Source organism: Pseudomonas fluorescens group sp. PF-1 (assembly GCF_054481335.1).
Genome location: NZ_JBTMNG010000002.1, coordinates 1,857,637 through 1,878,381 on the forward strand (window position 1 = coordinate 1,857,637; position 20,745 = coordinate 1,878,381).

A 20,745-nucleotide genomic window follows, 5' to 3' on the forward strand; every position below is an offset into this window, starting at 1 on the left:
ATCCTTTCCTAAGTCATGATGAATCGGCCAATATTCAACGTTCTTTAATCAAAAGGAGGCCAAATGATGTCAACGCTACCTTCGTTGGGATTTGCCGGGGTCGGCCTGATGGGCCTGCCTATGTGCAAGCGCCTGCTTGCGGCGGGTTTTCCGCTCACGGTGTGGAACCGTAATCCGGCCAAGTGCGCGCCGCTGGTCCAGGCTGGGGCGCGCCAGGTCGCCACGCCTGCCGAGCTGTGCCAACACGCTGATGTGGTGATGTTGTGCCTGGCCGATACCCCGGTCGTCCGTGAGGTGGTTTTCGGGGCGGCGGGGATTGTCGAAGCGGCGAAAAGCGGTCAGTTACTGGTGGATTTTTCCAGCCTGGAACCGACTGCAACGCGGGAAATGGCCTCGGAGCTTGTCAGTAAAACCGGTATGGGTTGGCTGGATGCGCCGGTCTCCGGCGGCGTGGTCGGAGCCGAGGCCGGAAGCCTCGCGATCATGGTGGGCGGCGAGGCGGCGGCGCTTGATCGGGTCAAACCTGTCTTGTTGAGCCTTGGCCAGCGCGTGACGCACATGGGGGCCGTCGGGGCGGGGCAGGTGACCAAGGCCTGCAATCAAATGATCGTGGCCTGCAACGCGCTGGTTATTGCTGAAGTGGTGGCGCTGGCGGAGCGCTCCGGTGTTGATGCGAGCCTGATCGCCGAGGCGCTGGCCGGTGGTTTTGCCGACTCAAAACCTTTGCAGATTCTCGGCCCGCAAATGGCCGACAGCCGTTTCGAACCGGTCAAATGGCACGTGCGAACCCTGCTCAAGGATCTGGATACCGCGGTGAAGTTTTCCCGTGAGCAAGGCTCGGCAACGCCGATCAGCGGTCTGGCCGCGCAATTGATGCGATTGCATGGGAGCCAGGGCTTCCTGGAACATGACCCGTCTACATTAGTGCAGTTGTACCGTGAACCAGACTCAACGGCGTAACGGTAAATGCGTGCTTGCGCTGGTTGATCTCGTCCAGCACCGGGCGTAAATCATTGAGGGGCACCGGGCGGCTTAGCAGGTACCCCTGAACAAAGTCACAGCCGTGGCGTTCGAGAAACTGGTATTGCTCGAACGTTTCGACGCCCTCGGTGACCACGTCCAGATGCAGCGTGTGGGCCATGACGATAATGGCCTGGACGATCTCCATGTCCTGGGCGGATTTGGGGATGTCGATAATGAACGATCGGTCGATCTTCAGCGTGTTGAGTGGCAAGCGTTTGAGGTAGGCCAGGGACGAGTAACCGGTGCCGAAGTCATCGATCGACAGCGACACGCCGAGGGCGCGAATCTGCTGCAGCAATACCAGCGTTTCGGTGATGTTGCCCATCAATGCATTTTCAGTCACCTCCAGTTCCAGCCGCCTTGGCGCTACTGCGGCGCTGCGCAAGGCCTGTTCGATTTCCCCGGCCAGTTCCTCGCGAACCAGACTCAGGGGCGAGCAATTCACGGCAATCTTCAGTTCATCGCAGCCCTGTCGTGACAATTCGCCGAGGTCCTGGCAGGCCTTGCGCAGCACCCAGTTGTCCAGTTCGGTGATCAGGCCATTGGACTCGGCGAGGGCAATGAAACGATCCGGTGCAAGGAGGCCGTGGACGGGATGCTGCCAACGAATCAACGCTTCCAGTTTGCTGGCCTGGCCGGTTTTCAGGTCGTAGATTGGCTGGTAATAGAGCATCAGGCCGGTGTCTTCGCGCAGGGCATGGCGCAGTTCTTCTTCCAGTTGCAGTTCCAGCGTGGCCCGGGCCTTGAGATTGGCGCTGAAAAAATTCAAGCCGTTGCGACCGCTGCCCTTGGACTGATAGAGCGCCAAATCGGCATTTTTCAGCAGTTCTTCGCAGGTTTTTCCATCCTCCGGAAACAGGCTGATGCCGATGCTGGTCGTCATGACCATGCGCCGCCCGGCCAGCTCGATGGGGTCCTTCATTTTCAGCATGATGCGTTGTGCCATTTGTCGGGCTTCGTCCCGATCGTGCAGATCGATGAGGATGCAGAATTCATCGCCACCGAATCTCGCCACGACATCTTCGTGGCTGCGCACCGAGGCCTTGATGTGGCTGGCCAGTACCTTGAGCAGTTCGTCGCCCGCATCATGGCCCAGGCTGTCGTTGATCCGCTTGAAATGGTCAATGTCGAGGAACAGGACGGCAAGCATGCCACCTTCATGGGTTTTCTCGATGAGCTTCTCGGCGAAGATCTGATTGAAACCGCGTCGGTTGATCAGGCTGGTCAAGGCGTCGTAGTGCGCGACCTGTTGCAGGGAAACGCGTGCCTGGTCGAGTTGGCTGAGCAGCGAGTTCACCCGTTGCAGGTCATGATCCTTTTTTTGCAGTTTCTTGTCCGCCAGGGCCGCGCTGATGCAGCTGCCAATGATGAGCAGCGTCATGACTGCGACAGTCACCCCCAATTGCAGGTGGTTGTGTTCCCCTGGTTGCGGCAGGGCGGTGCCGCCGGGTAGCAACAAATTGAAAGCCGCCATACCCGTAAAGTGCATGCTGATGATGCCGGCCCCTATAACCAGGCTCGCGCTGTATTTGAACAACTGATGAAACATCCCGGTGCCGTTGCGCAAATGGCTGGCCAGTAACAGCGCCGCCAGGCTGGCGCCAATCGCGATCAGGATGGAGAGCCCAAACAACACTGGCTGGTAATAGACCTTCGCTTGCGACTGCATGGCGCCCATGCCCACGTAATGCATGGTCGCGATGCCCATGCCGATCCAGGCGGAGGCTTTCAGGCATTGCCAAACGCTCAGGGAGGGGCGACTGAGGGTGTACATCACCAGCCAGGAGGTGAGCAGGGCGATCAACAGGGACAATAAGGTGACGGGCAGTTGGAAATGAACATCGACCGGTACCTGGAACGCCAGCATGCCGATAAAGTGCATGGCCCATATTCCGCCGGCCAGGCAGCCGGCACCGACCCAGCGCCACAGTCGTTGGGAGGAGAGGTTTTCCGCGTGGGCAACCCGTTCGGCCATGTCCAGTGTGGCAAAACTGCCGGCACAGGCGACCAGATAAGCCAGTAACACCAGAAAGGGGTCATGCATGCAGTTAAGTATGACCTGCCCGTTCACTGGTAGCTCGGTAATGAAATGCAGACCAAGCCAGTCCATAGCATGCCCCGTCGTTAATCACCCTGGCCTGCGCAATCGACGCTGGCGAATGCACTGAAGTATAGAGGGCATGCACACAGCGCAAGCCATAGTGGCTAAATGAATCCAACCTTTTTGGAATGGGCTTTAGAGCGATTGGAAATAAATTGTTGCATGGGCTGCGCCCGCCACCATGGGTGGGTATCAGCCTTGCGAATAATGACAGACAGCATTCGCGGGCCTGACTAGATTGCAAGTTCCGGGCTCGGATGCGCTGGCAGTGAAGCCCCATAACAATAAAAGAGACGGACCAATGCAGAACTCGACCCAAGCGGCGAATGCCTGGCGCATTCTGTTCCTGCTGTTCCTGGCCAATCTGTTCAATTTTTTCGACCGCACGATCCCGGCCATCATCATTGAACCGATCCGCATGGAATGGCACCTCAGCGACTTTCAGCTGGGGATCATCGGCACCGCCTTCACCCTCGTCTACGCGATAGCCGGCCTGCCACTGGGGCGGATGGCCGATACCGGTTCGCGCAGCAAGTTGATGGGCTGGGGGCTGGCCGTGTGGAGCGGGTTGACCGCGGTCAACGGCATGGTCGGCAGTTTCTGGAGTTTCCTGGTCGTGCGCATGGGTATCGGCATCGGTGAGGCCAGTTACGCGCCCGCCGCCAACTCGTTGATCGGCGATTTGTTTCCCGCTCACCGACGGGCGCGGGCCATGGGTATTTTCATGCTCGGCCTGCCTTTGGGCCTGTTGCTGGCGTTCTTTACCATCGGGGCGATGGTCAAGGCGTTCGACAGCTGGCGGGCACCTTTCTTCATCGCTGCCGTACCGGGACTGATCCTGGCGGTGTTCATGTTTTTCATCAAGGAGCCGAAGCGGGGGGCTGCCGAGAGCGTACAAGTCTCGCAAGAGCGCGTCGACCGACCTGTCCGCCGGGTTTTGGCGGTGCCGACTTTTCTGTGGCTGGTGATGGCCGGGCTGTGTTTCAACTTCGCAACTTATGCTTGCAACTCGTTTCTGGTACCGATGCTTCAGCGTTACTTTCTGATGCCTTTGCAGGAGGCCGCCGTGGCGACAGGAGTGATTGTCGGTGTGACCGGCCTGGTTGGCCTGACGCTGGGTGGCTGGGTCGCGGACAAGATCCATCAACGGGTCGCCAACGGACGTCTGCTGTTTGCCGCGATCAGCCTGATCATATCGACCCTGTGCACGGCCTGGGCGCTGCATTCGGGACGGATCGAGATTGGCGTGTTCGTGGCGGTGTTCAGTCTGGGCTGGTTGTTCGCCTATAACTTTTACACCTGCGTGTACACGGCGATTCAGGACGTGGTCGAGCCGCGTCTACGGGCGACGGCCATGGCGCTGTTCTTTGCCGGCTTGTACCTGTTGGGCGGTGGACTGGGGCCGGTGGTGGTGGGCGCGTTGTCCGATCACTTCGCCCATACAGCGATGCTTGCCGCCGGTGCCGAACAGATGACCGAAGCGTTCAAGGCTGTCGGCCTGCATGATGCGATGTACCTGATCCCGGTAGCGCTGTTTTTCACCATGGTGTTTTTGTTCCTGGCTGCGCGGTGTTTTGTGCGCGATGCCAAGCGGATGAAGGAGGGGTTGATTGCTGTGGTAGAGCCAGATGGGGTTGCAGCGACTGCATAATCGCTTTCGTGAGCAAGCTTCTGTGTACGAGTCGAACACAGAACCTTTAAACAGCCCAAGCCTGTGGGCGCTTGCTCGCGAAGAGCCCATCAGCAGCAGCCGATTAATCACAGGAAATAAAAAAGGCCCGCATCGCTGCGGGCCTTTTCATTTATAGCGGTGGAGCAGGGGGGGGCTTAACCTGCCACCAACACCCGAATCGCTTCCAGTCGCAGCGCAGCCTTTTCGAGCATGGCCAGGCCTTGCTCGCGTTGTTTGCGCAGGGCAACCAGTTCGCTGTCGCGTACGGTCGGATTGACCGCTTGCAAGGCGGTCAGGCGTGCCAGTTCTTCATCGGTATCGGCCGCCAGACGACGTTGCGCCTCGGCTACACGTTCGGCGTGACGCGGGGTGATCTTTTCTTCGCCGGCGTTGATCCGTGGGGTCAACTGATCGCGCTGGGCCTGGATGAACTTGTTGGCGCTGGCGCGCGGTACGCTTTCCAGTTGATCGTTCAGCGTTTCGAACGACACCCGGGCCGACAGGTCGTTGCCGTTCGGGTCGAGCAGGCAACGCAGGGCGGCCGGCGGCAGGTAACGGCCCAGTTGCAGTGAGCGCGGGGCAACCACTTCACTGACATACAGCAGTTCCAGCAACACCGTGCCAGGCTTGAGTGCCTTGTTCTTGATCAGCGCCACGGCGGTATTGCCCATGGAGCCGGACAAAACCAGATCCATGCCGCCCTGCACCATCGGGTGCTCCCAGGTGATGAACTGCATGTCTTCGCGGGACAGCGCCTGGTTGCGGTCGTAGGTGATGGTCACGCCTTCGTCGTCGCCCAGCGGGAAGCTGGCGTCGAGCATTTTCTCGCTCGGCTTGAGGATCAGTGCGTTTTCCGAATGGTCTTCGCTGTCGATGCCGAATGCGTCGAACAGGGTTTCCATATAGATCGGCAGGGCAAACTGATCGTCTTGCTCAAGGATGGCTTCGACCAAGGCATCGCCTTCGCCGGCGCCGCCGGAATTGAGTTCCAGCAGGCGGTCGCGGCCAGTATGCAATTCGGCTTCAAGACGTTCGCGTTCGGTGCGGGCTTCATCGATCAGCGCTTGCCACTCGCCATCATCGGCCTCTTCCAGCAAAGGCAGCAGGCGCGGGCCGAACTGATGTTGCAGGGCGTTGCCGGTCGGGCAGGTGTTGAGGAACGCGTTCAGCGCTTCGTGGTACCACTGAAACAGGCGCTCTTGCGGGCTGGTTTCCAGGTACGGCACGTGCAGCTCAATGACGTGTTTCTGACCGATCCGGTCCAGTCGGCCGATACGTTGTTCCAGCAGGTCCGGGTGGGACGGCAGATCGAACAACACCAGGTGATGGGAGAACTGGAAGTTGCGACCTTCACTGCCGATTTCCGAGCAGATCAGCACTTGCGCACCAAATTCTTCGTCGGCGAAGTAAGCGGCGGCGCGGTCACGCTCGAGGATGTTCATACCCTCATGGAACACCGTGGCCGGGATGCCGGAGCGCACGCGCAGCGCGTCCTCCAGGTCCATGGCAGTTTCGGCGTGGGCGCAGATCACCAGCACCTTGGTGCGCTTGAGCATCTTGAGGGTGTCGATCAGCCACTCGACGCGGGGATCGAATTTCCACCAGCGATCTTCTTCGTTGGCGTCCGGCTGCGCCTGGAAGCTGACTTCCGGGTAGAGCTCGGCGTGATCGCCCAATGGCAACTCGAGGTACTCGTCCGGGCACGGCAGCGGGTAAGGGTGCAGTTTGCGTTCCGGGAAACCCTGTACGGCGGCGCGGGTGTTGCGGAACAGCACGCGGCCAGTGCCGTGGCGGTCGAGCAGTTCGCGCACGAGGCGGGCGCTGGCTTCGGTATCGCCATCGTTGACGGCTGCCAGCAGGGCTTCGCCTTCGTTGCCGAGGAAACCGTGGATGGTCTTGTGCGCTTCAGGCGACAGACGCCCCTGGTCCAGCAATTCCTGAACGGCCTCGGCCACCGGGCGATAGTTTTCGCTCTCGGCGCGGAAGGCGTGCAGGTCATGGAAACGGTTTGGATCGAGCAGGCGCAGACGGGCGAAGTGGCTGTCCTGACCCAGTTGTTCCGGGGTCGCGGTCAGCAGCAGTACGCCAGGGATGGTTTCGGCCAGTTGCTCGACCAGCGAATATTCAGGGCTGACCTGATCTTCGTGCCACACCAGGTGGTGCGCTTCGTCGACCACTAACAAGTCCCAACCCGCTGCGAACAGTGCGTCCTGGGCTTTTTCATCCTCAACCAGCCATTCGAGGGCCACCAGTGCGAGCTGAGTGTCTTCGAACGGGTTGCTGGCATCGCTTTCGATGAAGCGTTCTTCGTCGAACAGCGCGACCTGCAGGTTGAAGCGACGACGCATTTCCACCAGCCACTGGTGCTGAAGGTTCTCCGGCACCAGGATCAGCACGCGATTGGCGCGACCCGAAAGCAGTTGGCGATGGATTACCAGACCGGCTTCGATGGTCTTGCCCAGGCCCACTTCGTCGGCCAGCAGAACCCGTGGAGCGATACGGTCGGCGACTTCGCGGGCGATGTGCAACTGGTGTGCGATCGGTTGCGCACGCACGCCACCCAGGCCCCACAGCGCGGACTGCAACTGGCGGCTGGTGTGTTCCAGGGTGTGGTAACGCAGGGAAAACCAGGGCAGCGGGTCGATCTGCCCGGCGAACAGTCGGTCGCTGGCCAGACGGAACTGGATGAAGTTCGACAGTTGGGTTTCCGGCAGGGTGACCACTTCGTTCTGCGCGTTGAGGCCGTGGTAAACCAGCAGGCCATCGACATCGTCGACTTCGCGAACGGTCAGTTTCCAGCCTTCGAAGTGAGTGATGGTGTCACCCGGCGAGAACCGCACGCGGGTGAGGGGCGCATTCCGTAGCGCGTACTGGCGGGTGTCGCCAGTGGCCGGGTAGAGCACGGTCAACAAGCGGCCGTCCTGTGCCAGAACGGTGCCCAAACCCAGCTCGGCTTCGCTGTCACTGATCCAGCGTTGCCCCGGTTGATACTGCTGCGCCATGCTGCCTGACTCCCACCTTGAAAAAGCGGGCTATCTTAACGGAATGAGGGCTTGAGGGCCAAAAGAATAGGAGCGGCGGCAAGCTTTAAGCTCCAGGCCGCCAGTTGAACCGGATGCATTTTTTGCGGGTGGTACGGCATTCACGAGTGCCAACTGAGTCACAGTTTGCGACCGATGGCTCAAGTCGCCACCCCCGCAGCCGACAGCCTGCTGACAGGAGACCACTAAATATGCTGCCACCGATGCTCCCCTTGAGTGCCGTGCCGATCACTTCACAGCATGACCCGGTCCGTCCACGCCCTGACATTGCACCTGTGGTTCCTGCACAGGAGAGCTCCAGCGACAGCACCATTGACCTGAAAAATCGCGACTCCGACGAAGCCACTTTGCTGTTGCGCGAGGAACAGCGGCGGCGGCAGGAGCGTGAACGACGCCGTCGTGAAGCCGATGATGACCCCGAGGCGCACCTGGCGATCCCGGGCGATGAATTGAACGCCGATAACACCGTGCCCGTGGCGCCGCTGATGGAGGATCAGCCACGTCAAGGTTTGTGGGTCGATATCGAGATTTGAGTTCGCGACTGGTCAGCGAGGTCATCAGACCGCATTATTGGCAAAACCCTGCCAATCGATACGGCAGCGCAATCTCAATTCAAGCGATGCACTTAACCCCATGAGCCAAGACGACAAGCTGATCGACCTCAACGCCGAACGCGCCAAGCGCATCCATGACCTCAACGACAAGCGCTTGAATGAAGTGCGCCAGGCGTTCGAGCAGGCCATGCCTTTGGGTAAAGCGAAGAAAAAGCCAAAAAACAAACCGAAAAAGCGCTAAACCCACTGCATTAATTGATGCAGGTCAGTTTCTCCCTCCTTTACTCCCGGTCCGGCGTCCGTTATCCGGCCACATTGATCCCGGTCAATATTCTCTCCTGCCTGTTTGGATAACTTAATCCCATCGCAACAAGGCAACTGCAGGAGACGCGTCATGTTTTTCGACAACGTGGTGATCGCCGGAGTGCTGACCGTCAGCCTCATGTTGGTGTTCTTTGCAGGATTCGGATTATTTATCTGGAAGGACTCGCACAAGCGGAAAAAACCGTAAGTCTTTCTTGATGTAATGAGCACGCAAGGCATTTTGGGCAACTTCGGTTGCCCTTTTTTTTGTCTGCGAAAAACTGATCGACAATGCAGGGTTCGCTCCCAGAGGAGGAATGCTGTTTCTGCAGAATTGCACGTCAATAAAAAAGGCGCGGTCCTTGCGGAGCGCGCCTTGTTCGTTCGGCTGCGTATCAGCTGCCGAGTGCCTTCGAGGCCAGCCAGAACAGCCCGGCCGACAGGCCCACCGTGGCTGGCAGGGTCAGAACCCAGGCCAGCAGGATGTTTCTGACAGTGCCGCCCTGGAGGCCGCTTTTGTTGGCGACCATGGTACCGGCCACACCTGAAGACAAGACATGAGTCGTGGACACCGGCAGGCTGAAGATATTGGCCAGGCCGATCAGGCTCGCGGTGGTGATTTGTGCCGACATGCCCTGGGAGTAGGTCATGCCCTGCTTGCCGATCTTCTCGCCGATGGTCAGTACCACGCGTTTCCAGCCGATCATGGTACCCATGCCGAGGGCCAGTGCGACCGCCAGAATCACCCAGAACGGGGCGTATTCGGTCGTGGTGGTCAGGTCTTTGCGCAGCTTGTCCAGGTCAGCTTTTTCACGTGCCGCCAGGCCTGGCAACTTGCTGACTTTCTTCGCCGTGTCGTCCAGGCAGAGCAGGTAGCGACGTACTTCGATCCGCTGTTCCGAGGTCAGCGAGTGATAGTCGGCCACACCCTTGAGGGTGCCGAGCAGGGCGGCGATGGTCGGTTCGGTCTGTTGCGGGTTGCAACGGAATTTCTCCGGCAGATCACCTTCCACACTTTTGCCCAGGGCCAGGAATTCACCCAGGGTTTCGTTATTGCGCTGGTAAAACTGGCTCAAGTGCAGGGTCGCGTCACGGGTCCGCTCGATCTGGTATGTGGTGCTGGTCAGGTCGAGTACGAACTGCGCCGGTACGATACCGATCAATACCAACATGATCAGACCAATACCTTTCTGGCCATCGTTGGAACCGTGCACGAAGCTCACGGCCATCGCCGAAATCACCAGCACCAGGCGGTTCCAGAACGGCGGATGTTTCTTGTCGTCGATCTTGCGGCGCTGTTCCGGAGTCTTGTGCATCTTCGACAGTGGGCGCCACCACTTGAGGCCCATCAGTATCAGCGCGGCGATCAGGAAACCCGCCATCGGCGAGAACACCAGCGATGCTGCGATATCGATCGCTTTCTGCCAATTCACCCCGTCAGCCAGGGGGATATCGTTGATCAGTGCGTTGGCCAGGCCCACGCCGAGGATCGAGCCGATCAATGTGTGAGAGCTGGAAGCGGGGATGCCGAAGTACCAGGTGCCCAGGTTCCAGGTGATGGCGGCGGCGAGCAACGAGAACACCATTGCCAGGCCGTGGCCGGTGTTCACATTGATCAGCAGTTCCACCGGAAGCAGGTGAACGATGGCATACGCCACGCCAACGCCGCCCAGCAGTACGCCGAGGAAATTGAACACACCGGAAAAGAACACTGCCAGGTGCGGCGGCATCGCTTTGGTGTAGATAACAGTGGCGACCGCGTTAGCGGTGTCATGAAATCCATTGATGAACTCGAAGGCGAGGACAAAAGCCAGGGCGAGCAAGAGGCTCACAAGCACCCAAGCATCCAGTCCGCTGAATAAATCGATCATGAAGGTTTTCTGACCCGGTCATAAGGGGGCGCGATTATGCCAGAAAAGACTGTGAATCGATGCACTAGCTGCTCATCGGTAACATTCTTCAACGAATTATTTTGCATCAGTACCTAAAAAATCCGTGATTTTTCAGGCCTTGCAAGTCATTGAATTTATTTGAAAAGCCTTACACCACAAGGGTTTCACTCCCAGAGAGGAGAGTGCTGAATGCTTGTATGAAATTTCTGAGAGGAGGGTCAGATATGAGCCTTTTACCTCGTCCGACGGTCAAGGTGGTCGCTGCCCGCTTGTAGCGGGCGCAAAGGCAACATCAATACATCCCGCTTTTAACAGGTGTAAATGCAGACCCTTGAAAGGACTCAGGCCGAAGCAGTCATGGCTCTTCGGCTTTGAGTTCCTTTTCCATCTTCTGCAGTTCCTGGATGAATGCCTGATCCTGAACGGTGGCGCGTTTACGCCAGGGTTTGCGTTCCGGTTCGGGCTGGGCGGCGTAGGTGGTGACTTCCCCGCCGTAAACTTCCTTGTAACGTTGTTCCTGGCGCTCAAGTTCCGCGCGCAGTTCGTCTTTCGTCACAGTGCTACCTGATTGAGTTGAGATAAATTCTGGTGAAAACGCGCTGCTCAATGTATTGACCACACTCATCGAAATGACGACGCCCTTGAAGGCATCGTTTACGGCAGTGGGATCTATACTTCCATGTTGCAGGCGGCCACGGCACCAGAGAAGAACGGCTGACGTAGCATCAGTTTCCTGTTCAGCGAGCGCGTTGGCGATGCAAATGCAGGCAGCGTCAGGCGCTTGCTGTGGGTGGCGGCGATGGAATATCGCGCCACCGCGTAGTCGGTTGGGCAAGTTAAAAAACGCTTGGCGACTGAATTGCATTATAGCGAGCGAATCACAGAACACTATCGCCAATGAGTTAAAAGTCGATCTTGATGTGTGATTGGTTTGTTACCCCTAACTTTCGGCTAACTAGATAGGTGTCTGATGCCACTTGGCTGCGATGTCTTTCTGACGCCATTAAGTCGAGCAACTTGGGCAACTACATCGAATCGTAAATTCCGCACGGATTCCAGAGTAACAACATCTCAGGAAAACCGTGCAGCCCGGTCAGTGAGCGGCGGGATTGCGCACAGCGTCGATTGCGATTATCGGCCGATAGTTCGATAATCGCCCAATGTTGATGGGGTGGACTGGTGCAGCAGGCCAGTAGCCGCTTGTAATAGTCACCGATCCGTGTGGATAAGGACCTTAAATGAACGATCAATTGCGCAATTCTTTCGCTTCAGTGGCTCCGCCGATTGTCGCTTCACCCGCCAAACGGATCCAGGCCCTGACTGGCGACCCGGATTTCATGACGTCCCTGGCGCGTGGACTGGCCGTCGTGCAAGCGTTCCAGGAACGCAAGCGGCACCTGACCATCGCCCAGATCAGTCATCGCACGGAAATTCCCCGCGCTGCCGTGCGCCGTTGCTTGCATACGCTGATCAAGCTCGGTTATGCCACCACCGATGGCCGGACTTATTCCCTGCTACCCAAAGTGCTGACCCTCGGGCATGCCTATGTTTCCTCCACGCCGCTGGCGGTCTCTGCCCAGCCGTATCTGGACCGCATGAGCGAGCAACTGCACGAAGCCTGCAACATGGCGACCCTGGAAGGGGATGACATCTTGTACATCGCCCGCTCGGCAACCACCCAGCGCCTGATTTCGGTTGACCTCTCGGTGGGCGGGCGCTTGCCGGCCTATTGCACGTCGATGGGCAGGATCCTGCTGGCCGCCCTGGATGATACGTCGCTGGGTGAGTACCTCGACCACGCGGAGCTGCAAGCCAAGACCAGTCGAACCATCCACACCCCCGAAGCACTGCTGGAGTGCTTGCAGGAAGTGCGGCAACAGGGTTGGTGCATCGTCGATCAGGAACTGGAGCAGGGCCTGCGCTCGATTGCCGTTCCGGTGTACGACGCGTCCGGTCAGGTCGTTGCGGCCCTGAACGTCAGCACCCACGCCGGACGGGTGAGTCGCAACGAATTGGAACAGCGCTTCCTGCCCGGCCTGTTGAGTGCCAGCCGCGACCTCAGTACCCAGCTGTTTACCTAAGCTGTTCGATAAACGCACAGAGTCGCGTTCGATGAATTGACGCTCTTTCCCTTGGCTCATTAATGTCGCGGCAGCGTCATCCGGCGCTGTCAGTACCGATTCGGCGCCGGACGACGACCCCATAATAATGAGAAGAGGCCCCCCTCATGCGCATGCTCCCTACCTGCAGCCGTTCCCACTGTTTTTCTTGCCAGGCCCGAATCGCCTGATCCCGACACCCCTTTCCCTGTAACAGCGTCAGCCACGGCTGGCACCTGTTCGACGGCGTTTTTTGCGTGGAATAAAAATAATGAACCAGCCTCAGTCTGCTGTAGGTAACTGCCTCGACGTGCAGTCCTTCATCAACGCTCAACCCATTTCGCGCTATCAGTGGCGAGTGGTGATCCTGTGTTTTCTGATTGTCTTCCTCGATGGCCTCGACACGGCCGCCATGGGGTTCATCGCACCGGCCCTGTCTCAGGACTGGGGCATCGATCGCGCCAGTCTCGGCCCGGTGATGAGTGCGGCACTGATCGGCATGGTGTTCGGCGCGCTGGGCTCCGGCCCTTTGGCTGACCGCTTCGGGCGAAAAGTCGTACTGGTGGGGGCGGTGCTGTTGTTCGGTGCGTTCAGCCTGGCTTCGGCCTACAGCACCAATGTCGACCAGTTGCTCGTGTTGCGTTTCCTGACTGGCCTGGGATTGGGTGCGGGCATGCCCAACGCCACTACGTTGCTGTCGGAATACACCCCGGAGCGCAAGAAATCCTTGCTGGTGACCAGCATGTTCTGCGGTTTCAACCTTGGCATGGCCGGGGGCGGATTCATTTCCGCCAAGTTGATCCCGACGTTCGGCTGGCACAGCTTGTTGCTGATCGGTGGGGTCCTGCCGTTGATCCTTGGCGTCGTGTTGCTGCTGTGGCTGCCGGAATCGGCGCGCTATCTCGTCGTGCGCAACCGTGGCACCGACAAAGTGCGCAAGGCGCTGGCGCCGATTGACCCGACAGTGGTGGCCCAGGCTTCCAGTTTCAGTGTGCCGGAACAGAAAACCGTGAAGGCGCGCAACGTGTTTGCGGTGATCTTCTCCGGCACCTACAGCGTCGGCACGCTGTTGTTGTGGCTGACCTACTTCATGGGCCTGGTGATCGTGTACTTGCTGACCAGTTGGCTGCCGACCCTGATGCGTGACAGTGGCGCCAGCATGGAGCAAGCGGCGTTCATCGGCGCACTGTTCCAATTCGGTGGCGTATTGAGTGCCGTGGGCGTGGGTTGGGCGATGGACCGGTTCAATCCGCACAAGGTCATCGGCACTTTCTACCTGTTGGCCGGGGTGTTTGCCTACGCGGTAGGGCAGAGCCTGGGCAACATCACGATATTGGCGACCCTGGTGCTGATCGCCGGGATGTGCGTCAACGGTGCACAGTCGGCAATGCCTTCGCTGGCAGCGCGGTTCTATCCGACCCAGGGGCGTGCCACCGGGGTGTCGTGGATGCTCGGCATTGGCCGCTTTGGCGCCATTCTCGGTGCGTGGATGGGGGCAACGCTACTGGGCCTGGGCTGGAATTTCGAGCAAGTGCTGACCGCGCTGGTGATTCCGGCGGCGCTCGCCACGACGGCTGTGGTGATCAAGGGCCTGGTCAGTCATGCGGATGCGACCTGACCGATGATCGGTAGTGAGATAACAATGTGTTCGATAGGCGAACGCTCATTCGATTATCGGATTGTTTGGCGTTTTTCAGGGGCTTAATCTTCAGTGATTCCGGCGCTGCGCATCGGCGCCTTTTTCACTGTCGGTTAATACCAAGCGGAAGTCCGCCCCAATGGCTGTTTTGCCGATCACATCGATAGCAGTGCCGACCCGACCGAAGTCGAGCTGACGGCACAGCGTGATCTCGAAGCCCGTACTGCAGCGGCCGACGGCCAAGCCCCAGGAGAAGCATAATGCGTGACGTTTATATCTGCGACGCGATTCGTACCCCCATCGGCCGTTTCGGCGGTGGTCTGTCGGCGGTTCGCGCCGACGACCTGGCCGCCGTGCCAATCAAGGCTTTGATGGCGCGTAATCCGTCGGTGGACTGGAATGCGGTGGACGAGGTGTTCCTCGGCTGCGCCAACCAGGCCGGTGAAGACAACCGCAACGTGGCGCGCATGGCGCTGCTGCTGGCGGGATTGCCGGAGACCATTCCGGGCGTGACCCTCAATCGCCTTTGCGCTTCGGGTATGGACGCCATTGGCACCGCATTCCGCGCCATTGCCAGCGGTGAAATGGAGCTGGCGATTGCCGGTGGCGTCGAGTCGATGTCCCGCGCGCCGTTCGTGATGGGCAAGGCCGATGCCGCGTTCTCGCGCAACATGAAGCTCGAAGACACCACCATTGGCTGGCGCTTCATCAACCCGTTGATGAAAGCCCAGTACGGTGTGGATGCGATGCCGCAGACCGCTGACAACGTGGCCGATGACTACGAAGTGTCCCGCGAGGACCAGGACGCTTTCGCCCTGCGCAGCCAGCAACGCACCGCCGTCGCCCAGGCCGCAGGCTTTTTCGCCGAAGAAATCGTCGAAGTGCGCATTGCCCACAAGAAGGGTGAAACCGTGGTCAGTCAGGATGAGCATCCTCGCGCTGACACCACCCTGGAAACCCTGGCCAAACTCAAGCCGGTCAATGGTCCCGATAAAACCGTCACCGCCGGTAACGCTTCGGGCGTGAACGACGGTGCGGCGGCACTGATCCTGGCGTCGGCCGAAGCCGTGAAAAAACACGGCCTGACCGCTCGTGCCAAAGTGCTGGGCATGGCCAGTGCCGGTGTTGCGCCTCGGGTGATGGGCATCGGCCCGGTGCCGGCGGTGCGCAAACTGACCGAACGCCTGGGCGTGGCTGTCAGCGACTTCGACGTGATCGAACTCAACGAAGCCTTCGCCAGCCAGGGTTTGGCGGTGCTGCGCGAGCTGGGGATCGCGGACGACGCACCTCAGGTCAACCCGAACGGTGGCGCCATTGCCTTGGGGCATCCGTTGGGCATGAGTGGTGCGCGGTTGGTCTTGACTGCTCTGCATCAACTGGAAAAAACCGGTGGCAAGAAAGGCCTGGCGACCATGTGCGTCGGCGTTGGCCAAGGGCTGGCGTTGGCAATCGAGCGCGTCTGACCCGCTTCGAAGACAAGAACAACAGAGGAATGCTTCATGACTGACAAGCCTGGTTACCGTCGCCCGCAGGAAGGCACTCAGCCGCCTTACCTGCACCCGACTTACCAATCCACCAACCTGCGCTCGCCGTCCAAGCCTCTGGTGTTCTTGCCTCATTCGCTGTCGGAAATCACCGGGCCGACCATTGGCGCCGAGCGCATCCACGAGCAGGACAATGACCTGACGGCTCAGCATGAGGGCGAGCCGCTGGGTGAGCGCATCATCATCCACGGCCGCGTGCTGGACGAGAATGGTCTGCCGGTGCCGGGGATTCTGGTGGAAATCTGGCAGGCCAATGCTGCCGGTCGCTACAACCATGCCCGCGATCTGCACGACGCGCCGCTGGACCCGAACTTCACCGGCACCGGCCGCACCGTTACCGACGCTGATGGCTGGTACCAGTTCCAGACCATCAAGCCTGGTGCCTATCCGTGGGGCAATCACCACAATGCCTGGCGCCCGGCGCACATTCATTTCTCGCTGTTCGGGCCGAGCATTCTGACGCGCCTGGTCACGCAAATGTATTTCCCGGGCGACCCGCTGCTGGCGTACGACCCGATCTATAACTGCGTGCCCGACACCAGTGCCAAAGAACGCTTGATCGCCAGCTTCGACCTGGAAAAAACCATCCCTTCCTACGCCCTCGGTTATCGCTGGGACATCGTTTTGCGCGGCCGCGATGCCACGCCGATGGAGAAATAAGATGACGCTGACTGCGACGACATCCCATACCGTCGGACCTTACTACCACATCGGCCTGACCTGGCTGAACCGCGAAAACCTGACCGTCGAACAGACCCTGGGTGAGCGCGTGGCCATCACCGGGCAGGTGCTCGATGGCAACGGCGACGTTGTCAACGATGCGATGCTGGAAGTCTGGCAGGCCAACGCCGCCGGCAAATACGACCACCCGGAAGACGACCAGGACAAACCCCTGGACCCGAACTTCGAAGGTTTTGGCCGGATACCGGTGGATGCCGAAGGGCGTTTCCGTTTCACCACTATCAAACCGGGCACCGTGGAAGGGCTGAAGTGTACAACCCAGGCGCCGCACCTGGTGGTGCTGGTGTTTGCCCGTGGCTTGGTCAAGCACCTGTTGACGCGGATCTACTTCGATGGCGAGCCTGCTAACGTCGAAGACCCATTGCTCGAATGTGTACCGGCCGAGCGCCGCACTACGCTGCTGGCGAAGCAAGATGCGACCGGGGTTTATCAGTGGAACGTAATCCTGCAAGGCACTGATGCCGAGACAGTGTTTTTTGATTATTGAGTGAACAATGCATTCCCTGTAGGCGCTGGCTTGCCAGCGCCTACAGGGGATTGATGCATCTGCGGAACGGGGCTGTTGCAAAGTGTGTCTAGACTCACACTGTCCCCATTGAGTGAAAAACAATGACAACGACTACTGTTTCAGAATCGCTATACACTGGCGAAGAACGCAATAAGCGGATCTTCGCCATTGTCGGCGCCTCGTCCGGCAACCTGGTTGAATGGTTCGACTTCTACGTCTACGCCTTTTGTGCGATCTATTTCGCGCCTGCCTTCTTTCCGTCCGATAACCCTACGGTGCAGTTGGTCAACACTGCCGGTGTGTTTGCCGCCGGGTTCCTGATGCGGCCGATTGGCGGATGGATTTTTGGCCGAGTCGCGGACAAGCACGGGCGCAAGAATTCGATGCTGATCTCGATTCTGATGATGTGCTTCGGCTCATTGCTCATCGCTTGCCTGCCGACCTACAACAGCATCGGCGTCTGGGCACCGATCATGCTGCTGTTCGCCCGTTTGCTCCAGGGCCTGTCGGTGGGCGGCGAATACGGCACCACCGCCACCTACATGAGCGAAGTCGCGCTCAAGGGCCAGCGTGGTTTCTTTGCTTCATTCCAGTACGTGACGCTGATTGGCGGGCAATTGCTGGCGGTGTCGCTGGTGGTGGTCCTGCAACAGTTCCTCACCGAAGATGACCTGCGTGCCTACGGCTGGCGGATCCCGTTCGTGGTCGGTGCGGTGGCCGCGCTGATTTCGTTGTTCCTGCGTCGTACTCTGAAAGAAACCACCAGCAAGGAAATGCGTGAAAACAAGGACGCCGGCAGCATCACCGCGCTGTTTCGCGACCATAAAGCCGCGTTCATCACCGTGCTCGGCTACACCGCCGGTGGCTCGCTGATTTTCTATACCTTCACCACCTACATGCAGAAGTACCTGGTGAACACCGCCGGCATGCCGGCCAAGACCGCCAGCTACATCATGACGGGCGCACTGTTTCTTTATATGTGCATGCAGCCGCTGTTCGGCATGCTCGCCGACAAGATCGGCCGTCGTAACTCGATGCTCTGGTTCGGCGCCCTCGGTACGCTGTTCACCGTGCCGATCCTGCTGAGCCTGAAAAGTATCAGCAGTCCGTTCCTGGCCTTTGTGCTGATTACCGTGGCGCTGGCGATCGTCAGTTTCTACACCTCGATCAGCGGCCTGGTGAAAGCCGAGATGTTCCCGCCGGAAGTCCGGGCACTGGGCGTCGGCCTGGCGTATGCGGTGGCGAATGCGATCTTTGGCGGTTCGGCGGAATATGTGGCCTTGAGCCTTAAAGCGGGGGGCATGGAAAATTCTTTCTACTGGTACGTGACCGTGATGATGGCGATCGCGTTTCTGTTCAGCCTGCGCCTGCCCAAGCAAGCGAAGTACCTGCATCACGACCTTTGATCCATACCCGCGGGCCCGGGTGGCCCGCGCTTCCAGGGACTGTTTATGAACGAGCGACCGGGCAATCAATTGTTCGATGCCTATTTCACTGCCCGCGATATGCGTGAGGTGTTCTGCGATCAGGGCCGGGTTCAGGCCATGCTCGATTTTGAAGCGGCGCTGGCCCGGGCCGAAGCTCGGGTCGGTCTGATTCCGCACACGGCGGTGGCGCCGATCGAGGCCGCCTGCCAGGCCGGGCATTACGATTTTGCGGCTCTCGGCGAAGCCATTGCCACGGCGGGTAATTCGGCGATTCCGTTGGTCAAGGCCTTGGGCAAACAGATCGCCGCGAACGATGCCCAGGCCGAGCGCTATGTGCACTTGGGCGCCACCAGTCAGGACGTGATGGACAGCGGTCTGGTCCTGCAATTGCGTCGCGCACTGCAACTGATCGACAGCGATCTGGCGCAACTGGGCCAGACGCTCGCCACCCAGGCCCAACGATATGCGGCCACGCCACTGGCCGGGCGTACCTGGTTGCAACACGCAACGCCGGTCACCCTGGGCATGAAGATCGCCGGCTGGCTGGGTGCAGTCACCCGTAGCCGCCAGCGTTTGCTCGAACTCAAACCGCGTTTGCTGGTGCTGCAATTCGGTGGCGCTTCGGGAACCCTCGCAGCACTCGGTGAGCAGGCGATGCCGATTGCCCAGGCCTTGGCCGAGGAACTGCGCCTGACCTTGCCCGATCAACCCTGGCACACCCAGCGTGATCGTCTGGTGGAGTTCGGTTCGGTGCTGGGATTGATCGCTGGCAGTCTCGGCAAGCTCGGGCGTGACATCAGCCTGTTGATGCAGACCGAAGCCGCCGAAGTGTTCGAGCCCTCGGCTCCCGGCAAGGGCGGTTCCTCGACCATGCCGCATAAGCGCAACCCCGTGGGCGCGGCGGTGCTGATCGGCGCCGCGACTCGCGTGCCGGGCTTGCTCTCGACGCTGTTCAGCGCCATGCCGCAGGAACACGAGCGCAGCCTGGGGCTGTGGCATGCCGAGTGGGAAACCCTGCCGGAGATTTGCTGCCTGGTGTCCGGCAGCCTGAAACAAGCGCTGTTGGTGACCCAGGGCCTGGAAGTGGACGCCGGGCGCATGGCCCGTAACCTCGACCTGACCCAGGGCCTGGTGCTTGCCGAAGCGGTGAGCATCGTCCTCGCACAACGGGTGGGGCGCGATACGGCGCATCATCTGTTGGAGCAATGCTGCAAACGCGCGGTGGCCGAACACCGACACCTGCGCGCGGTGCTCGGCGACGAGCCGCAAGTGACCGCCGAGCTGTCGGCGGCTGAACTCGATCATCTGTTGGACCCCGCCCATTACCTCGGTCAGGCCCGTACCTGGGTCGAGCGAGCGGTGGCTGAACATTCTGCATTGACTGCCTGAAGGAGATTGCTGTGGCTTTCGTACAACTCGCCGAGGGCGAATTGCATTACCAACTCGACGGCCCGGCCAATGCGCCGGTGCTGGTGCTGTCCAACTCCCTGGGCACTGACCTGCACATGTGGGACGCGCAAATGGCGGCCTTCACCGAGCATTTCCGCGTATTGCGTTTCGATACCCGTGGCCACGGCCAGTCGCTGGTGACGCCGGGCCCGTACAGCATCGAGCAACTGGGCCACGACGTGCTCGCGCTGCTCGATGCCTTGCACATCGAGCGTGCGCATTTCTGTGGCTTGTCCATGGGCGGCTTGATCGGCCAGTGGCTGGGGATCAATGCCGGCGAACGCTTGAATTCGCTAGTGGTGTGCAACACCTCGGCGAAAATCGGCGAACTGTCGGTGTGGAATCCGCGCATCGAAACCGTGCTGCGTGACGGCCCTGCGGCCATGGTTGCCCTGCGCGATGCGTCGATTGCTCGCTGGTTCACTCCGGACTTCTCCGCCGCCAACCCGACGGCGGCCAAGCAGATCACCGACATGCTGGCGGCCACTTCACCCGAAGGCTATGCAGCCAACTGCGCGGCGGTACGCGATGCCGATTTCCGCGATCAATTGGGCTCGATCAAGGTGCCACTGCTGGTGATCGCCGGCACCGAAGACGCGGTAACGCCGCCGTCCGGTGGGCACTTCATTCAGAAGCATGTGGCCGGCGCCGAGTACGCCGAGTTCTATGCCGCGCATTTGTCCAACGTTCAGGCCGGCGCCGCGTTCAGCGAGCGGGTTCTGGCGTTTTTGTTGGCTCATTAAGGGGACTGT

At 59.8% G+C, this 20,745-nt stretch carries 17 protein-coding genes and 1 pseudogene; 14 read left to right on the plus strand and 4 right to left on the minus strand.

The annotated features are described in order from the left end of the window. Positions 1–63 precede the first annotated feature (63 nt). Entirely contained in the window at positions 64–960 is an 897-nt protein-coding gene (locus ACX3YD_RS23305) for an NAD(P)-dependent oxidoreductase (protein ID WP_458961144.1), read from the plus strand. On the opposite strand, the gene ACX3YD_RS23310 is transcribed toward ACX3YD_RS23305, so the two are convergent. Beyond that, positions 917–3,133: a putative bifunctional diguanylate cyclase/phosphodiesterase gene (locus ACX3YD_RS23310; RefSeq protein ID WP_458961145.1), complete on the minus strand. Its 2,217-nt coding sequence runs from the start codon at positions 3,131–3,133 to the stop codon at positions 917–919. The two genes, ACX3YD_RS23305 and ACX3YD_RS23310, sit on opposite strands and share 44 nt — an antisense overlap. Positions 3,134–3,425: 292 nt before the next feature. Here ACX3YD_RS23310 and ACX3YD_RS23315 point away from each other — a divergent pair, with 292 nt between their 5' ends. Beyond that, positions 3,426–4,775, plus strand: a complete 1,350-nt coding sequence (locus tag ACX3YD_RS23315; RefSeq protein WP_458961146.1) for a spinster family MFS transporter — start codon at positions 3,426–3,428, stop codon at positions 4,773–4,775. A gap of 176 nt (positions 4,776–4,951) precedes the next feature. Here the strand turns inward: ACX3YD_RS23315 and rapA are convergent, their stop codons facing one another. Continuing rightward, on the minus strand, positions 4,952–7,798 hold the full coding sequence (gene rapA / locus ACX3YD_RS23320; RefSeq protein ID WP_103403547.1) for an RNA polymerase-associated protein RapA: 2,847 nt from the start codon (positions 7,796–7,798) through the stop codon (positions 4,952–4,954). Between the two features lie 230 nt (positions 7,799–8,028). On the opposite strand from rapA, the gene ACX3YD_RS23325 reads away from it, so the two are divergent. From ACX3YD_RS23325 to ccoM, 3 genes are all read left to right on the plus strand, one after another. Next, positions 8,029–8,370: an aspartate-semialdehyde dehydrogenase gene (locus tag ACX3YD_RS23325; RefSeq protein ID WP_103403546.1), complete on the plus strand. Its 342-nt coding sequence runs from the start codon at positions 8,029–8,031 to the stop codon at positions 8,368–8,370. Between the two features lie 100 nt (positions 8,371–8,470). After that, positions 8,471–8,632 carry a hypothetical protein gene (locus tag ACX3YD_RS23330; protein ID WP_007998358.1) on the plus strand — a complete coding sequence of 54 codons (162 nt, stop codon included), beginning with the start codon at positions 8,471–8,473 and terminating at the stop codon, positions 8,630–8,632. Between the two features lie 153 nt (positions 8,633–8,785). Next, on the plus strand, positions 8,786–8,902 hold the full coding sequence (gene ccoM, locus ACX3YD_RS23335) for a cytochrome c oxidase subunit CcoM (protein WP_305887962.1): 117 nt from the start codon (positions 8,786–8,788) through the stop codon (positions 8,900–8,902). Positions 8,903–9,089: 187 nt separating this feature from the next. Here ccoM and ACX3YD_RS23340 read toward each other — a convergent pair whose 3' ends face one another. Further along, positions 9,090–10,565 carry an inorganic phosphate transporter gene (locus ACX3YD_RS23340; protein WP_103403545.1) on the minus strand — a complete coding sequence of 492 codons (1,476 nt, stop codon included), beginning with the start codon at positions 10,563–10,565 and terminating at the stop codon, positions 9,090–9,092. A gap of 376 nt (positions 10,566–10,941) precedes the next feature. After that, a complete protein-coding gene (locus ACX3YD_RS23345; RefSeq protein WP_090317178.1) occupies positions 10,942–11,142 on the minus strand; it encodes a hypothetical protein in 201 nt (66 codons plus the stop codon). Positions 11,143–11,824: 682 nt separating this feature from the next. Between ACX3YD_RS23345 and pcaR the strand changes: the two genes are divergently transcribed. From pcaR to pcaD, 9 genes and pseudogenes are all read left to right on the plus strand, one after another. After that, positions 11,825–12,667 (plus strand): pca regulon transcriptional regulator PcaR, encoded by an 843-nt coding sequence (pcaR, locus tag ACX3YD_RS23350; RefSeq protein WP_095945396.1) that lies wholly within the window; start codon positions 11,825–11,827, stop codon positions 12,665–12,667. 289 nt (positions 12,668–12,956) lie between these two features. After that, entirely contained in the window at positions 12,957–14,303 is a 1,347-nt protein-coding gene (locus ACX3YD_RS23355; protein ID WP_047526498.1) for an MFS transporter, read from the plus strand. Between the two features lie 189 nt (positions 14,304–14,492). Next, positions 14,493–14,585 (plus strand): annotated as a pseudogene (locus ACX3YD_RS23360) (CoA-transferase subunit beta); the annotation flags it as partial. Further along, positions 14,582–15,787: a 3-oxoadipyl-CoA thiolase gene (pcaF, locus tag ACX3YD_RS23365; protein ID WP_178083111.1), complete on the plus strand. Its 1,206-nt coding sequence runs from the start codon at positions 14,582–14,584 to the stop codon at positions 15,785–15,787. The pseudogene ACX3YD_RS23360 and the gene pcaF, both read left to right, overlap by 4 nt. Positions 15,788–15,823: 36 nt before the next feature. Continuing rightward, positions 15,824–16,528 carry a protocatechuate 3,4-dioxygenase subunit beta gene (gene pcaH / locus ACX3YD_RS23370; protein WP_047526500.1) on the plus strand — a complete coding sequence of 235 codons (705 nt, stop codon included), beginning with the start codon at positions 15,824–15,826 and terminating at the stop codon, positions 16,526–16,528. Between the two features lies 1 nt (position 16,529). After that, positions 16,530–17,096 carry a protocatechuate 3,4-dioxygenase subunit alpha gene (pcaG, locus tag ACX3YD_RS23375; protein WP_103403542.1) on the plus strand — a complete coding sequence of 189 codons (567 nt, stop codon included), beginning with the start codon at positions 16,530–16,532 and terminating at the stop codon, positions 17,094–17,096. A gap of 122 nt (positions 17,097–17,218) precedes the next feature. Further along, positions 17,219–18,523 carry an MFS family transporter gene (locus ACX3YD_RS23380; protein ID WP_458961147.1) on the plus strand — a complete coding sequence of 435 codons (1,305 nt, stop codon included), beginning with the start codon at positions 17,219–17,221 and terminating at the stop codon, positions 18,521–18,523. A 45-nt stretch (positions 18,524–18,568) separates the two neighbouring features. After that, complete coding sequence (locus ACX3YD_RS23385) at positions 18,569–19,933, plus strand: 3-carboxy-cis,cis-muconate cycloisomerase (RefSeq protein WP_103403540.1); 1,365 nt, start codon at positions 18,569–18,571, stop codon at positions 19,931–19,933. Between the two features lie 11 nt (positions 19,934–19,944). Further along, entirely contained in the window at positions 19,945–20,736 is a 792-nt protein-coding gene (gene pcaD, locus ACX3YD_RS23390) for a 3-oxoadipate enol-lactonase (protein WP_458961148.1), read from the plus strand. The last annotated feature ends 9 nt before the right edge of the window (positions 20,737–20,745 follow it).